The 14,742-nt window shown below is 65.8% G+C and carries 13 protein-coding genes and 1 tRNA gene; 8 read left to right on the top strand and 6 right to left on the bottom strand.

The annotated features are described in order from the left end of the window. Positions 1–59 precede the first annotated feature (59 nt). Both fmt and def read right to left on the bottom strand, forming a co-directional pair. On the bottom strand, positions 60–1,052 hold the full coding sequence (gene fmt, locus C7401_RS04215; protein WP_112170087.1) for a methionyl-tRNA formyltransferase: 993 nt from the start codon (positions 1,050–1,052) through the stop codon (positions 60–62). Between the two features lie 106 nt (positions 1,053–1,158). Further along, on the bottom strand, positions 1,159–1,662 hold the full coding sequence (gene def / locus C7401_RS04210) for a peptide deformylase (protein WP_112170086.1): 504 nt from the start codon (positions 1,660–1,662) through the stop codon (positions 1,159–1,161). Positions 1,663–1,932: 270 nt separating this feature from the next. Between def and dprA the strand changes: the two genes are divergently transcribed. The 3 genes from dprA (at position 1,933) to C7401_RS04195 (ending at position 6,556) form a co-directional block, all read left to right on the top strand. After that, entirely contained in the window at positions 1,933–3,162 is a 1,230-nt protein-coding gene (gene dprA, locus C7401_RS04205; RefSeq protein ID WP_112170085.1) for a DNA-processing protein DprA, read from the top strand. A gap of 96 nt (positions 3,163–3,258) precedes the next feature. Next, a complete protein-coding gene (locus C7401_RS04200) occupies positions 3,259–3,636 on the top strand; it encodes a thioredoxin family protein (RefSeq protein ID WP_112170084.1) in 378 nt (125 codons plus the stop codon). Between the two features lie 268 nt (positions 3,637–3,904). Continuing rightward, positions 3,905–6,556, top strand: a complete 2,652-nt coding sequence (locus tag C7401_RS04195; protein WP_112170083.1) for a DNA topoisomerase III — start codon at positions 3,905–3,907, stop codon at positions 6,554–6,556. A 122-nt stretch (positions 6,557–6,678) separates the two neighbouring features. Here C7401_RS04195 and gvmR read toward each other — a convergent pair whose 3' ends face one another. Beyond that, positions 6,679–7,785 (bottom strand): transcriptional regulator GvmR, encoded by a 1,107-nt coding sequence (gene gvmR, locus C7401_RS04190; protein ID WP_112170082.1) that lies wholly within the window; start codon positions 7,783–7,785, stop codon positions 6,679–6,681. 314 nt (positions 7,786–8,099) lie between these two features. Next, entirely contained in the window at positions 8,100–9,950 is a 1,851-nt protein-coding gene (locus C7401_RS04185) for a phosphoenolpyruvate carboxykinase (GTP) (RefSeq protein WP_112170081.1), read from the bottom strand. A 426-nt stretch (positions 9,951–10,376) separates the two neighbouring features. Here C7401_RS04185 and C7401_RS04180 point away from each other — a divergent pair, with 426 nt between their 5' ends. Further along, a complete protein-coding gene (locus C7401_RS04180) occupies positions 10,377–11,390 on the top strand; it encodes a D-2-hydroxyacid dehydrogenase family protein (RefSeq protein ID WP_112170080.1) in 1,014 nt (337 codons plus the stop codon). A gap of 63 nt (positions 11,391–11,453) precedes the next feature. Here the strand turns inward: C7401_RS04180 and C7401_RS04175 are convergent, their stop codons facing one another. After that, positions 11,454–12,332, bottom strand: a complete 879-nt coding sequence (locus tag C7401_RS04175; protein ID WP_112170079.1) for a patatin-like phospholipase family protein — start codon at positions 12,330–12,332, stop codon at positions 11,454–11,456. Positions 12,333–12,380: 48 nt separating this feature from the next. Continuing rightward, positions 12,381–12,785: a PaaI family thioesterase gene (locus C7401_RS04170; protein WP_112170078.1), complete on the bottom strand. Its 405-nt coding sequence runs from the start codon at positions 12,783–12,785 to the stop codon at positions 12,381–12,383. 264 nt (positions 12,786–13,049) lie between these two features. Here C7401_RS04170 and C7401_RS04165 point away from each other — a divergent pair. The 4 genes from C7401_RS04165 to C7401_RS04150 all read left to right on the top strand — a co-directional run bounded on the left by C7401_RS04165 (position 13,050) and on the right by C7401_RS04150 (position 14,717). Next, positions 13,050–13,125 (top strand) — tRNA-Lys (locus C7401_RS04165). Positions 13,126–13,398: 273 nt separating this feature from the next. Then, positions 13,399–13,983 carry a hypothetical protein gene (locus tag C7401_RS04160; RefSeq protein WP_146757879.1) on the top strand — a complete coding sequence of 195 codons (585 nt, stop codon included), beginning with the start codon at positions 13,399–13,401 and terminating at the stop codon, positions 13,981–13,983. Continuing rightward, complete coding sequence (locus C7401_RS04155; protein WP_112170076.1) at positions 13,980–14,450, top strand: hypothetical protein; 471 nt, start codon at positions 13,980–13,982, stop codon at positions 14,448–14,450. The genes C7401_RS04160 and C7401_RS04155 overlap by 4 nt, the downstream gene beginning before the upstream one ends. A 30-nt stretch (positions 14,451–14,480) precedes the next feature. Beyond that, positions 14,481–14,717, top strand: a complete 237-nt coding sequence (locus C7401_RS04150; protein ID WP_112170075.1) for a helix-turn-helix domain-containing protein — start codon at positions 14,481–14,483, stop codon at positions 14,715–14,717. Positions 14,718–14,742: the final 25 nt, after the last annotated feature.

The following is a 14,742-nucleotide window of genomic DNA, read 5'->3' as shown; positions in this document are numbered from 1 at the left end:
GCCTTTGATTCTAACGCGCCGGTCGCCGCACGGCGTGCCGCCCGTCGCGGCGCGCGGGCTCAGGCTGCCGAGGCCTCGGGCAACTGGAAGCGCTGGCCCGCCGCCAGCGGCATGCCCGCCAGGAATTCGCGCGCGGGCAGGCGCTTGCCACCCGGCTTTTGCAGTTGCGTGAGGCGCAGCGCCCCCTCGCCACAGGCCACCACCACGCCCGCCGCGCTCACCTCGAGAATCTCGCCGGGCTGCGCCGCCACCGTCGAACGCTCGACCGGCTCGGCCGCCCACAGCTTGAGCTGCGCGCCGTCCAGCGTGGCCGCGCCACCCGGGAACGGGTCGAACGCGCGAATCTGCCGCGCGAGCGCCACAGCCGGGCGCCGCCAGTCGAGCGCGGCCTCGTGCTTGCCGATTTTTTCGGCGTAGGTCGTGCCCTCCGAGGGCTGCGGGGTGGCGGGCAGCGCGCAGTCGCGTTCGAGCGCGACGAGCCCGTCCACGATCAGCTTCGCGCCGAGTTGCGCGAGGCGGTCATGCAGCGTCGCCGTGGTGTCGCCCGGCGCAATGGCGGTGCGCACTTCGGAGATCATCGGCCCGGTGTCGAGGCCCACGTCCATCTGCATGAGCGTGATGCCGGTTTCGGCGTCGCCCGCTTCGATCGCGCGGTGAATGGGCGCGGCGCCGCGCCAGCGCGGCAGGATCGAAGCGTGAATGTTGATGCAGCCGTGCGGCGGAATGTCGAGCACTTCCTGCGGCAGAAGGAGGCCGTATGCGGCGACCACCATCACGTCGTGCGGCGTGGCGCGCAACAGGTCCAGCGCGGCGGCCGCTTCTTCCGGATACTTGCCGGTGCGGCGCAGCGAGGGCGGCTGGGCCACGGCCATGCCGTGCTCCTGCGCATAGCGTTTGACCGGGCTCGCCTGAAGTTTCATGCCGCGGCCCGCCGGACGGTCAGGCTGGGTCAGCACGAGCGGCACGGTAAAGCCCGCCTCGTGAATCGCGGCAAGCGCCGCAGCAGCGAATTCCGGCGTGCCGGCGAAGATGACGCGAAGACTATGGCTCATGAGCGCTCGGTGCGTGGCGGGTTGACGAAGGGAAAAACGGCGCGGCGCAACAAAACGAAGGCGAAACAGCGAGAAAGAACGCGCGCAAATCGTGCCTGTATCGCGCTTACATCGCGCGTTCGAGCTTCTTCATCTTGCTGCGGATACGCGTTTGCTTGAGCGACGACAGGTACTCGACGAACACCTTGCCCATCAGGTGATCCATTTCGTGCTGGATGCACACCGCGAGCAGCCCTTCACAGTCCACTTCGTAGGTCTCGCCCTTCTCGTTGAGCGCGCGCACGCGCACCTTTTCCGCGCGCTCGACTTCGTCGTAGATGCCGGGCACGGAGAGGCAGCCTTCTTCGTGCACTTCGCGCTCGGCGCTCGACCAGATGATTTCCGGGTTGATGAACACGCGCAGTTCGTCGTGCGCGTCGGAAACGTCGATCACCACCACGCGCTCGTGCACGTCGACCTGGGTCGCGGCGAGGCCGACGCCGGGCGCGGCGTACATGGTTTCGGCCATGTCGGCGACGAGCCTGCGGATACGGTCGTTGACCACCTCGACCGGCTTCGCGACCTTGTGCAGGCGCTTGTCCGGGTAATGAAGAATATTCAGTAGAGCCATGATTTGACGGGTTTCTCGTTAGGCGCCGGGTGCTTCGCGGCGATGCGCTCACTGGCCGTTCGGCCAGCTTGCGAGCCCCGTGCCGGACACGGAGGATATGCGGACAGATACGGACGAACGGGCCGCAATTCAACGTTGGACGCGCGGGTGTCCGCGCGAGCACGCTGAGCATCGGGCGTGCGCAACGCCATGTGAAGGCGCGACGGTGTATTTCGGATGGTGAAAATTTTATCACGACGTGCGGCAATACGCCCGCCGCCGGAGAACGCGATGCACACGACCTTACCGCTCACGCCCGAGGAGCAGGCCGCCTGGCTGCGGCTCGCGCTCGCGCGTGGTCTCAAGCCCGCCGCGCTGCGCGCCCTGCTAGGCGCGTTCGGCCTGCCGCAAAACGTGCTGGCGCAGCCCTTCGCCTCGCTCGCCGCCGTGGCGGGCGCGCAAGCCGCCCACGCCGCGCTGGCCGAGCCGGGCGCGGACTTCGCACAGCGGCTCGAAGCTTTGCAGGCATGGTGCGCGGCGAGCGGCAACGCGCTAGTCACATTGGCCGACCCGGCCTATCCGCCGCGCCTGCTCGCCATGCCCGACCCGCCGCCGCTGCTCTACGTGAAGGGCCGGCTCGATCTGCTCCATGCGCGGGCGGTGGCCGTGGTGGGCAGCCGCAACGCCACGCCGCAGGCCCTCGAAGACGCCGCCCGCTTCGCACGCACGCTCGCCGCGTCGGGTCTCACGGTCGTCTCGGGACTGGCGCTCGGCGTGGACGGCGCCGCGCATCGCGGCGCGCTCGACGAACGCGGCGGCACCGTCGCGGTCATCGGCACGGGCGCGGACCTCGTCTATCCGCCCGCGCACCACGCGCTCGCCACGCAGATCGCCGCGCTTGGCACGCTCGTCTCCGAATGGCCGCTCGGCACGCCCGCGCGGTCTGCCAACTTTCCGCAGCGCAACCGCGTGATCGCCGCGCTCGTGGAGGGCGTGGTCGTCGTGGAGGCCGCGCAACGCTCCGGCTCGCTCATCACGGCGCGCCTCGCCAACGAAATGGGGCGCGACGTTTTTGCGCTGCCCGGCTCGATCCACGCGCCGCTCACGCGCGGCTGCCATGGGCTCATCAAGCAGGGCGCGCAATTGGTCGAATCGCCAGAAGAGGTGCTCGAAGCGCTGAACGTCGGGCAAGCGCCTGGCGGCCAGGCGCGCGCTACGCGGCGAGGCACACGCGGCCCGAAAGTCTCGGTGCCGTTCGATGGCGTGCAGCGGCCAACGGATACGACGCAACCGCTGACGACGCAACCGCTGACGTTCGAACCCGCACTGCCCGCCAGCCTCGGCGAGGACGCACGGCGCCTGCTCGAAGCGCTCGGCCACGCACCGGCCACGCTTGAAATCCTCGCGCAGCGCACCGACATGGCCGAAGCGGTGCTGCAAGGCACGCTGCTGCAACTCGAACTGGCTGGCCGTCTCGACGTGCTGCCCGGCGGCTGGTTCGTCCGGGCCACGCGCGCTTAGCGCGGCGCCCGGTGCGAGGGCCACCGCCGGTGCGCCGCCGTGATACATTCGCGCCAAACGCCCCGCACTATATAGAAGAGAACGCAAGGAACGACCATGCCCGCGCTTGACCTCGACACCGACGCCGACCTGATCGCAGAGCGCGTCAGCGACCACGACACGCTGTTCGTGGCGTGCCTGTGCGCGCAGTGGTGCGGCACCTGTCGCGACTATCGGGCCACCTTCGACCGTATTGCCGAAGCACACCCCGAGATCTGCTTCGCTTATATCGACATCGAAACGCACGCCGACCGCTTCGACGACCTCGACGTGGAAAACTTCCCGACCATCCTGATCGAGGACGGGCACGCCACGCGCTTCTTCGGCACGGTCCTGCCGCACGGCGCCGTGGTCGAACGGATGCTCTCGGACCTCACGGCGCTGCCAGGCGTGGCCGATGCGCCGAAGCTGCGACCCGCGCTGACCGCGGCCTGAGGCCCGTCCGGGGTCAATCAACATCTGACCCCGATCAGACGCACCGCTTGCCGCACCGTCTGGCGCACCCTTATGATTGGGCGCCTTGGGCGTTGCGCGAATGCCGCCGTAAGCGAACACAAAAATCGACGCCGGCGCGCCATGTGCTATAAAGCGGTCGAGAAAGGCCCCCCAAAGCGGGGCGGCCAAGCCGGGCATCGAGCCCAAGCGCCCATTCACTAGGCATCGGCCCGGGGCGCCAACCGGATTCACCCACTAGCAACCAGTCATGTCCAAAGCTCTGATCATCGCCGAGAAGCCATCCGTCGCGAACGACATCGCGCGCGCTCTGGGCGGTTTTACCAAGCATGACGAATACTACGAGAGCGACGACTACGTGCTCTCGTCGGCGGTCGGCCATCTGCTGGAAATCGCCGCGCCCGAGGAATACGAGGTCAAGCGAGGCAAATGGAGCTTCGCCCATCTGCCCGTGATCCCGCCGCACTTCGACCTGAACCCGATCGCCAAGAGCGAGTCGCGGCTCAAGGTGCTCACGAAGCTGCTCAAGCGCAAAGACGTCACGCGACTCATCAACGCCTGCGACGCGGGGCGCGAGGGCGAGCTGATCTTCCGCCTGATCGCGCAGCACGCGAAGGCGAAGCAGCCGGTCCAGCGCCTGTGGCTCCAGTCGATGACGCCGCAGGCGATCCGCGACGGCTTCGCGAACCTGCGCAGCGACGACGACATGCTCCCGCTCGCCGACGCCGCCCGCTGCCGCTCCGAAGCCGACTGGCTCGTGGGCATCAACGGCACGCGCGCGATGACCGCGTTCAACAGCAAGGGCGGCGGCTTCTTCCTCACGACCGTCGGCCGTGTTCAGACGCCAACGCTCTCGATCGTCGTCGAACGTGAAGAGAAAATTCGCCGCTTTATCCCGCGCGACTACTGGGAAGTGCGCGCGGAGTTCGTCTGCGCGAAGGGCTTCTACGAAGGCCGCTGGTACGACCCGAAATTCAAGAAGGACGAGTTCGATCCGGAAAAGCGCGACTCTCGCCTCTGGAGCCTGCCGGCCGCCGAAACGATCGTGGCCGCGTGCCATGGCCGCGAAGGCACGGTCACCGAGGAATCGAAGCCGTCCACGCAGCTCTCGCCCGCGCTCTTCGACCTGACGAGCCTGCAACGCGAAGCCAACGGCCGCTTCGGCTTTTCGGCCAAGAACACGCTGGGCCTCGCCCAGGCGCTGTACGAAAAGCACAAGGTGCTCACCTACCCGCGTACCGATTCGCGCGCGCTGCCCGAGGATTACATGGGCACCGTGAAAGAGACGCTCGAGATGCTCAAGGAGAGCAACAACTACCTGCCGCACGCCAAGCAGGTGCTCGACAAGGGGTGGGTGAAGCCGAACAAGCGCATTTTCGACAACTCGAAGATCAGCGACCACTTCGCCATCATCCCCACGTTGCAGGCGCCGAAGTCGCTTTCCGAGCCTGAGCAGAAGCTCTACGACCTCGTCGTGAAGCGCTTCCTCGCCGTGTTCTTCCCGGCGGCGGAATATCGCGTCACCACGCGGATCACCGAAGTCGCGGGCCATCACTTCAAGACCGAAGGCAAGGTGCTGATCGAGCCGGGCTGGCTCCAGGTCTACGGCCGCGAGACGGGCGGCGACGACGCCAACCTCGTGCCGGTGCAAAAGGACGAGAAGGTCAAGACCGACAAGATCGCGGCGCATCAACTCGTGACCAAGCCGCCTGCGCGCTACAACGAAGCCACGCTGCTCTCGGCCATGGAAGGCGCGGGCAAGCTGGTGGACGACGAGGAGCTGCGCGAGGCCATGGCCGCCAAGGGCCTCGGCACGCCGGCCACGCGCGCGGCGATCATCGAAGGTCTGCTCGGCGAAAAGTATCTCGTGCGCGAAGGCCGCGAGCTGATTCCCACGGCCAAGGCGTTCCAGCTCATGACGCTGTTGCGGGGCCTCGGCGTGGAAGAACTCACCGCGCCGGAGCTTACCGGCGAGTGGGAGTACAAGCTTTCGCAGATGGAGCGCGGCAAGCTGCCGCGCGACGCGTTCATGCAGGAAATCGCCCGCATGACGCAGACCATCGTGAAGCGCGCGAAGGAATACGATTCGGACACCATCCCCGGCGACTACGCGACGCTGACCACGCCGTGTCCGAATTGCGGCGGCCAGGTGAAGGAAAACTACCGCCGCTTCGCGTGCACGAAGTGCGAGTTCTCGATCTCGAAGATTCCGGGTGGTCGCCAGTTCGAAATTCCCGAAGTCGAAGAACTGCTTCAGAACAAGACGATCGGCCCGCTCTCGGGCTTCCGCAGCAAGATGGGCCGGCCGTTCTCGGCCATCCTCAAGCTCTCGTTCGACGACGAAATCAAGAACTACAAGCTCGAGTTCGATTTCGGCCAGGACCAGGGCGCCGAAGATGGCGAAGCGCCCGACTTCTCGCAGCAAGAGGCCGTGGGCGCGTGTCCGAAGTGCAAGGGCCGCGTGTTCGAGCACGGCATGAGCTATGTGTGCGAGCACTCGGTTGCGAATCCGAAGACCTGCGACTTCCGCTCGGGCAAGGTGATCCTCCAGCAGGAGATCACGCGTGACCAAATGGCGAAGCTGCTGGCCGAAGGCCGCACCGATCTGCTGACCAACTTCAAGTCGTCGCGTACGGGTCGCAACTTCAAGGCATTCCTCGTCAAGCAGCCGGACGGCAAGATCGGCTTCGAGTTCGAGAAGAAGGAGCCGAGCGCGAAGACGGCGGCCAAGACGGCAGGGAAAAAGGCGGCGGCGACGGCCGAAGCCTCGGGCGAAGCGGCGAACGACGCGGCCGAATCGGAAGAAACCGCGAAGCCCGCCCGCAAGACCGCGGCGGCGAAGGCCGCACCGGCGCGCAAAACCGCTGCCCGCAAGACGGCGGCACGCAAGACGGGCTCATAAGGCAGTCCTGTGCCAGCCGTCATCGGCTGGGCTGACGCAGGCAAGCAAAAAGGCGCAGCTTCTCACGAAGCTGCGCCTTTTTTATTGGCTAATTATTGGCTAATTCGGGCGTGTATCTCGACTTATAGCGGCGAGATCGCCGAAGTTCGCGTCCGCGCCGCCGAAGCGCGTGCGGCTTTGGGCGCACGCTCGGCGTCCATGCCGTTGCGCTCGCCGTCATGCAGGCTCGCAGAAGCCTGCGCGCCGTCGTAGCCCTCGTTCGCCGCACCGTTGCGACCCGGCGCGGCCGCCGGCAGCGCGAGGCCGTCCTTGACCCACTGCTCGCCGAGCTGGCTGTTGGGCGTCTGGCTGAAGTGCTCGACGAGGTGATCGATGAACGTACGCACCTTGGCCGGCAAGTGGCGGCGGCTCGGGTACGCGACGTTGATCTCCACCTGCGGCAGACGATAGTCGCCAAGCAGGCGCACGAGGCGCCCGCGCGTCATGTCGCGCCCGATCAGATAGCTCGGCAGGATCGCGATGCCCATGCCGAGCAGCGCGAACTGGCGCAGCATCTCGGTGTTGTTCGCCACGATCACATTGGTCGGACGCACGCGAACTTCACCGTCCGGCCCCGTGAAGACGCGCTCGTCGCCCCAGTACTCGGAGGGCAGCGAGAGGCTCGGGTGCTCCATCAACTGCTCGGGGCGCGTGGGCGTGCCGTGCTTTTCGAGGTACGCCGGCGTCGCGCACACGGTCATGCAACCGGTGGTGAGGCGGCGCGTGACGATGCTCGCGCTGCGCATCTGGCGCGCGGTCACGACGCCCAGATCGAAGCCCTCTTCCACGAGATCGACCTGGCGGTCGACCAGCGTGACATCGGGGATCACCTGGGGATAGCGCTGCGTGTACGTTTGCAGCACCGGAGCAAGATTGTGGAGGCCGAACACCACCGGCGCGACGATGCGCAGCGTGCCTACCGGTTCGTGGTTGCGCGCGACGACCATCTGCTCGACATCTTCGAGCTCATCGAGAATCTGGCGGGCGCGCTCGAGATAGACCTGACCCGATTCGGTCAGGGAGAGACTGCGGGTCGTGCGATTGAGCAAACGCGTACCGAGCCGACCTTCGAGGTCGGCGACATGCCGCGTCGCAACCGCATTCGAGATATCCATCGCGGAAGCGGCCCGGGCGAAACTGCCGAGGTCGGCGACTTTGACGAAAACTCGCATCGACTGCAAATGATCCATGAGACAACTCCTGCCTGTTACTACCCGCTGAAAATCAGCGGTGGAAACCGCGAATTCTCCTACGACAGCAGAAATCGTGCAGAAGTTGCCTCCGAAGCCCCTAATTTCTTTACGAATTCTTCGACTGCGCCCCAAAATGCACTAACGGATGGTCAATTGTTTCCTCGATCGAAACAATTTTGCGCATTGCAGCGAAATTTCCCGACAAACGTCGAACAGACGGCGCTCCGCACCGCATCAATTCATTCGACCCCGGAAATAAAAATGGCCGCCAGAAGGCGGCCATCCAGTTAGCAAGCGCTCACATCATGCAATCACAGACGCGCTTCCAGCCTCTCGCGCGCGTCCTTGAGCACCTGCGGCAAACCGTGCGCGAGCTTGTCGAACAGTTCGGCGTGCAGCGCGAGTTCGGCGCGCCAATCGTCGGCGTCCACGGAAATCACCTGCTCGAACTGCGCCTGCGTGAAGTTCAGGCCGCTCCAGTCGAGGTCGCCGTAGCGCGGCGACACGCCGAACGCATGCTCCTCGCCCGTGGCCTGGCCCTCGATGCGGCGCACCATCCATTCGAGCACGCGCATGTTCTCGCCGAAGCCCGGCCACACGAACTTGCCATCCGGCCCCTTGCGGAACCAGTTCACACAGAAAATGCGCGGCAGCGTCGCGCCGAGTTTTGCGAGGCGCTCGCCCGTTGCCAGCCAGTGGCCGAAATAGGCGGCCATGTTGTAGCCGCAGAACGGCAGCATGGCGAACGGGTCGCGGCGCACCACGCCCTGCTGCCCCGCCGCCGCGGCCGTGGTTTCCGAGCCCATGGTGGCGGCCATGTAGACGCCTTCGGTCCAGTCGCGCGCCTCGGTCACGAGCGGCACCGTGGTCGAGCGGCGGCCGCCGAAAATGAAGGCGTCGATGGCCACGCCCTTCGGGTTCTCCCATTCGGGATCGATCGACGGGCATTGCGAAGCCGGGGCCGTGAAACGCGCGTTCGGATGCGCGGCCTTGCGGCCCGTCTCCTTGCCGATGGCGGGCGTCCAGTCGTCGCCCATCCAGTCGATCAGGTGCGCGGGCGCCTCGTCGGTCATGCCTTCCCACCAGACGTCGCCGTCATCGGTGAGCGCGACGTTCGTGAAGATCACGTTCTCCTTGAGCGTCGCCATGGCGTTGAAGTTGGTCTTTTCACCCGTGCCCGGCGCCACGCCGAAATAGCCCGCCTCGGGGTTGATCGCGTAGAGGCGGCCGTCCGCGCCTGGCTTGATCCACGCAATATCGTCGCCGATCGTGGTGATTTCCCAGCCGTTCATCGCCTTGGGCGGAATCAGCATGGCGAAGTTGGTCTTGCCGCACGCCGACGGGAACGCCGCCGCGACGTGGTACTTGCGGCCTTCGGGCGAGCGCACGCCGAGAATCAGCATGTGCTCGGCGAGCCAGCCTTCGTCGCGCCCCATGGTCGAAGCGATGCGCAGCGCGAAGCACTTCTTGCCGAGCAGCGCATTGCCGCCGTAGCCCGAGCCATAGCTCCAGATCTCGCGCGTTTCCGGGAAGTGGACGATGTACTTCGTCTTGTTGCAGGGCCACGGCACGTCTTTCTCGCCCGCCGCCAGCGGCGCGCCGACGGTGTGCACGCAGGGCACGAAGGGACCGTCCTCGCCCAGCACGTCGTACACGGCGCGGCCCATGCGCGTCATGATGCGCATGTTCACGACCACGTACGGGCTGTCCGACAGCTCCACGCCGATATGCGCGATGGGCGAGCCGAGCGGCCCCATCGAGAACGGCACGACGTACATCGTGCGGCCGCGCATCGAGCCGGCAAAGAGACCGTCCAGCGTCGCGCGCATTTCGGCGGGCGCGATCCAGTTGTTGGTCGGGCCGACGTCTTCCTTGCGCGGCGAGCAAATGAAGGTGCGGTCTTCCACGCGTGCGACGTCCGAAGGGTCGGAGCACGCGAGATACGAATTGGGGCGTTTTTGCGGATTGAGGCGGCGCATCGTGCCGGCTTCGACCATTTGCGCACACAGTCGGTCGTATTCTTCCTGGGAGCCGTCGCACCAGACAATGCGATCGGGCTGCGTGTGCGCTGCGATCTTTTGCACCCAGGCGATCAGTTTCCGGTTCCGGACCCAGGCGGGCACCTGAGCGGCGGCCTGGGCTTGGTAGTCGGGATGGTTCATCGAGCTGTCTCCGATTTTAGGGCTGTAAAAAGGGAAGCGGCCCTTTTAGACGCTGCACGCGAGAGGCGCAACTCCTGCGAACCAAAAGTTGATGGCAGATCAACCTGAAAATCGGTCCGCGCAGTTGGCAGGTCGTCAAGGCCCTTTGAGCTGGGGTTCGAAACCGTCTGTAAAGCGGCTTGCATCGCAACCCGACAAGCTGTTAAAAGTTGCAAATTCGCGGCCGACGGCCGCGTCGTATAACCTGCGTGCGTAACCGTGCTCATGCGCAAATGCAATGCCTGCTGCTGCACACGGCGCGCCACGTGAAGGCTCCCCTTATTCATACCAGTCTTCCCGGCGCTGCATAGTGGGATAACCACCAGATGAACATCGAAGTCGCGCTACACAGGGCGCGACGCAATACACGCAAAACAACCCGCTGCCATGAAAATTGCCATCCTTGACGACTACCAGGACGCCGTCCGCAAGCTCGACTGCTTTCAACTGCTCGCCGACCACGAGGTCAAGGTTTTCAACAACACCGTGCGAGGCTTGGGCCAACTCGCCAGCCGCCTCGCCGAAGTCGACGCGCTCGTGCTGATCCGCGAACGCACGCGCATCAACTCGCAACTGCTCGACAAGCTCCCGCATCTGCGCATGATCAGCCAGACCGGCAAGGCCGGTCCGCATATCGACATTCCCGCCTGCACGGAGCGCGGCATTGCCGTGCTCGAAGGCACGGGCTCGCCAGTCGCGCCGGCCGAACTCACGTGGGCGCTCATCATGGCCGCCCAGCGCCGCATTCCGCAGTACGTCGCCAACCTCAAGCAGGGCGCGTGGCAGCAGTCGGGTCTCAAGACTTCGGCAATGCCGCCCAACTTCGGTCTGGGTCAGGTGATGCGCGGGCAGACGCTCGGCATCTGGGGCTATGGGAAGATCGGCCGCCTCGTGGCCGGCTACGGCAAGGCGTTCGGCATGCGCGTGCTGGTGTGGGGCCGCGAGCATTCGCTCGAAGCGGCGCGCGCCGACGGCTACGAAGCCGCCGCAAGCCGCGAGGCGCTGTTCGAGGAAAGCGATGTGCTTTCGCTGCATCTGCGCCTGCACGACGACACGCGCGGGATCGTGAAGCAGGAAGACCTGCTGCGCATGAAGCCCACGTCGCTGCTCGTGAACACGAGCCGCGCGGAACTGCTGGAAGAGAACGCGCTGCTCGGCGCGCTCGCGCACAACCGGCCGGGCATGGTGGCGATCGATGTCTACGAGAGCGAGCCGATCCTGCAAGGCTACAGCCTGCTGCGCATGGAAAACGTGATCTGCACGCCGCACATCGGCTATGTGGAGCGCGAGAGCTACGAGCTTTATTTCGGCGCGGCGTTCCGCAACATCCTCGCCTTCGATGCGGGCGACCACGCGAGCGTCGCGAACCCCGAAGCCCTCCAGGGCGGCCGCCGCCGCTAAGCGCCGGAGGCACAGGGCGCTCGCCGCCCTTTCCTGTTTCTCATGCCCAATCCGGCCGCGCGCTCAAGCGTGCGCGGCCGCTTCCATGACCTCGGGCAAACGCGCGAGAAAACGCTCGCCGTCCACGCGGCCGAGGTTGTAGGCGTGCTGCATCTGCTGCGGGCTCGTGTAGTCCCAGCTCGAGATCGGCACCTTGGCCGAAGGCTGCACGTAGAGACGCTGCTGCACGCCCCCGGCCGCCTGATGGCGCACCACGAACATCTGCGGGCGCGGATAGAGCCGCGTCACCATCACCAGCACGCGGCCGGGCGTCTCGTCGAGCGCGCCGACCGGCACGTTGTCCACCATCCCGCCGTCGAGTACGGGGCGGCCGTCGCGGCGCAGCACGGGCGTGAACGGCGGCGTGCATGACGATTGCAGGATCAGGTCGGCCAGATCCTCCACGCTCGCGCATTCCTGCGCCGTCACGAACTCAGGATGAAACCCGAGCTTGCGCCCGAGCGTGGGGTGCAGCGTCTTGCGGATGTGCTTTTCGATGTTGTACGCGATGAGACCCGCCGCCACGGCGCTGCGCGCGCCGAGCCAACGCGGCACATGCGACACGCCGATGCGGATCTCAGGCGCGTCCTGGAGGCGCGTGAACGGCTCGCCGTAGATGTCGAGCAGCGCCTGCCGGTAGATGCGGTAGTGCGGAAACACCGACTCGCCGCGCAGCAGGTTGCCCCAGTAGGCGTTGCGCTTGTTGTGGCGCAGCGCCTGCTCGTAGTAGCGCATGACCCAGTCGGCGTCGCGCGTGTAGAGCATGCACGCCGTGGCCGCGCCCGCCGAGATGCCGGTAATGACGCGCGGGCGAATGCGCAGCTCGGGCTGGACGATGTCCCAGAACCCCGCCTGCCACCAGCAGCGATTGCCGCCGCCCGCGAAAACCACCTGATCGAACATGCCTTGTGCGTCCTTCGATGCGACCGGAAACGGCCGGAAGCGCCAAGCTTAATCGAGCAGCGCGTAAGTCGAGGTCGCGTGAACCGCCATCCGGCCGTCTTCGTCGTAGAGTTCTATTTCACCGAACACCAGATTGCGGCCCATGCGCAGCACGCGCGCCGTGACAAGCACGTCGCCCTTGCGCACCGCGCGCATGAAGTTGGTGTTGAGCGCAACGGTCGTCATGGGCTTGAAGCCGCCGAGCGCCGCGGAAATCGCGACGATCATGGCCGTGTCGGCCGCCGCCATGAAGACCTGGCCGCAGATCACGCCGCCCGAATGGCGCAACTCGCCGGAAAACGGCAGGCGCAAGGTGGCGCTGTCGTCCGTCACCTCGACCGGTTTCATCGCGAGTGCACGCACCCACGGGGCCAGCACGCGCTCGAGCAGCGCGTCGATTGCCTTGTCGTCCATCGTTTGCCTTTGAGAGTCCGTGCTGTGCGACGATTCCGGCCGACTTCGGCGGGAGGGCGGCGCGCAGTAACTGGCTTGAAACCTGACTTGAGACCTGGTGTGACGCCAGGAGTGGCGACATGATACCGGGACAGTAAGGCCCCGCGGTGAATACGCGAACGCCCGTGCAGAACGGCTTCGCGGGCGCTGTCCAACCTCTTTCAGGAAATTTGCAGAAAGGGCTTGCCAAGTCCCAAAAAGTCCTGCATAATCTTTCTTCTGTTGGGGGCGTTAGCTCAGTTGGTAGAGCAGCGGACTCTTAATCCGTAGGTCGAGTGTTCGAGTCACTCACGCCCCACCACCCAATGCAGACAAAAGGCCCGGTTCTCCGGGCCTTTTGTTTTTCCGCCAAAGCCTTGCTGGATAAGGCTTTGCGCCCGACGCCTCTCGTCTTTCCTCCGCTGTTTTTCGCTTGCTGCGTGATGCCACCTGGCGTCGGCTCCTTGCCGTCGTCCCGGTTTTGGCTCCCTCTTGGCTCCCTGCTGCTCCCCGCATTTCCCCGTGATTCCCCGCGTGGCTCCCTTGGCTCCCCGGTGCGGTACCATTCCATCGGACCAAGCAACCGGATGCACCCGTGGCAAAAAAGAACGAACTCACCCCGTTGGACCTGCTCATTCTCGAACGGCTCGACGACCGCGAGAAGTTGCCCGACTCGGCGTGGATCACACCGCAGCAGGTCGGGCTTCTGATGGGCGGGCGCTCCGTCGAACAACTGGAAGACGATCGCAAGGCTGGCACCGGCCCGAAGTGGGCGAAGCCGTTCGGCGAGCGCGGCGCGGTCCGCTACCGGATGGGCGCGGTGCGCGATTTCATGTTCGGCACGCCCGAGTTCAACAACACGCTCGAAATGCGGATCGCGCTTGGCGCCCCGGCCTTCGCGTCGTTCGGCACGTTCATGGCCGGTGCCGGGCTCGACGACACGTGGCCGTTCCTTGTCCACAAGGGCGTGCCGGTGGATTTCTTCGAGTCGTTGACGTTGGGCGACGCGCTCTCGGACGACGACCGCGCCGTGGTGCTGTCGCTCGACGAGTACCTGTCGCAACGCAAAGCGGCGGCGGTTGAGCGCAAGGTGAACGAAGACCGAACGGCCTTGGACGCCGCAGCGGACGAGGCCGCGCCCGACCTCCCGTCCTTCGTGCGCAAGCGGAGCACGCCATGAAAACGACGGAGGAGCGGCTTGAAGAACTCGCCGGCCCCGGCGTGGTGGTGCTCACAATCCCGCAACTTGTCAAGGCGATCGGCCTGAACGGATCGGGGGCCGTGCAGTCGATCCGCAACCGTGTCGCGGCCGGGACGTTTCCGATCCCGAGCCGGAAGAACGGCAAGGCGCGGATTTTCTCGATCCGGCTGGTGGCGGAATGGCTCGACGGGAACGACGAGCCGGACTCCGATGACGCACCTGCGGTTCGGCGGTACAAGGATGGAGCGTTGGTGTCGGTGAACGGTAGCCCCGTGCGCCAAAAGCGGATGGCGTACGTCGCCGCGGCGTACGCTCGGCTGCTCACCGACGCGCTCGACGACTGGCTGCGCGATCACCAGGCGAGCGTCGCCGCGGCGCTGGGCGACGCGATCGACGAAGCGGTGCCCGACCTGCCGTCGTACGGGCGCAAGCGCAGCACGCCGTAACCACATTCAACACCTTCGAAACGGGAAAACATGACCAAGGGATTGAGCAACGCCGACGTGCTCGCCGAACTGCTGAAGAGCGGGGCGGACGATCTGATGTTGACGACCGATCAGGTGGCGAAACTACTGGGCCGCTCGGTCGCGCAACTGTCCAGCGATCGCCGGGACGGGCGAGGCCCGACGTGGTTGCAGCCGTCCGGGCCGAACGGCGTGGTGCATTACAAACTCGGCGACCTGCGCGCGTTCCTGAACGACGCCGGTTCGTAACGGGCGGTAGCACGCGCCCAGCGCC

It is taken from the genome of Paraburkholderia unamae, from assembly GCF_003268775.1.
GTDB classification, from domain to species: domain Bacteria; phylum Pseudomonadota; class Gammaproteobacteria; order Burkholderiales; family Burkholderiaceae; genus Paraburkholderia; species Paraburkholderia unamae.
Note: the sequence above shows the minus strand (reverse complement) of the source record. Positions and strands in the feature narration are given on the sequence as shown.

Excerpts from the sequence above, each read along its gene's own strand:
- fmt (WP_112170087.1), bottom strand. The coding sequence starts at position 1,052 with ATGAGCCATAGTCTTCGCGTCATCTTCGCCGGCACGCCGGAATTCGCT.
- def (WP_112170086.1), bottom strand. The coding sequence starts at position 1,662 with ATGGCTCTACTGAATATTCTTCATTACCCGGACAAGCGCCTGCACAAG.
- dprA (WP_112170085.1), top strand. The coding sequence starts at position 1,933 with ATGCACACGACCTTACCGCTCACGCCCGAGGAGCAGGCCGCCTGGCTG.
- C7401_RS04200 (WP_112170084.1), top strand. The coding sequence starts at position 3,259 with ATGCCCGCGCTTGACCTCGACACCGACGCCGACCTGATCGCAGAGCGC.
- C7401_RS04195 (WP_112170083.1), top strand. The coding sequence starts at position 3,905 with ATGTCCAAAGCTCTGATCATCGCCGAGAAGCCATCCGTCGCGAACGAC.
- gvmR (WP_112170082.1), bottom strand. The coding sequence starts at position 7,785 with ATGGATCATTTGCAGTCGATGCGAGTTTTCGTCAAAGTCGCCGACCTC.
- C7401_RS04185 (WP_112170081.1), bottom strand. The coding sequence starts at position 9,950 with ATGAACCATCCCGACTACCAAGCCCAGGCCGCCGCTCAGGTGCCCGCC.
- C7401_RS04180 (WP_112170080.1), top strand. The coding sequence starts at position 10,377 with ATGAAAATTGCCATCCTTGACGACTACCAGGACGCCGTCCGCAAGCTC.
- C7401_RS04175 (WP_112170079.1), bottom strand. The coding sequence starts at position 12,332 with ATGTTCGATCAGGTGGTTTTCGCGGGCGGCGGCAATCGCTGCTGGTGG.
- C7401_RS04170 (WP_112170078.1), bottom strand. The coding sequence starts at position 12,785 with ATGGACGACAAGGCAATCGACGCGCTGCTCGAGCGCGTGCTGGCCCCG.
- C7401_RS04155 (WP_112170076.1), top strand. The coding sequence starts at position 13,980 with ATGAAAACGACGGAGGAGCGGCTTGAAGAACTCGCCGGCCCCGGCGTG.
- C7401_RS04150 (WP_112170075.1), top strand. The coding sequence starts at position 14,481 with ATGACCAAGGGATTGAGCAACGCCGACGTGCTCGCCGAACTGCTGAAG.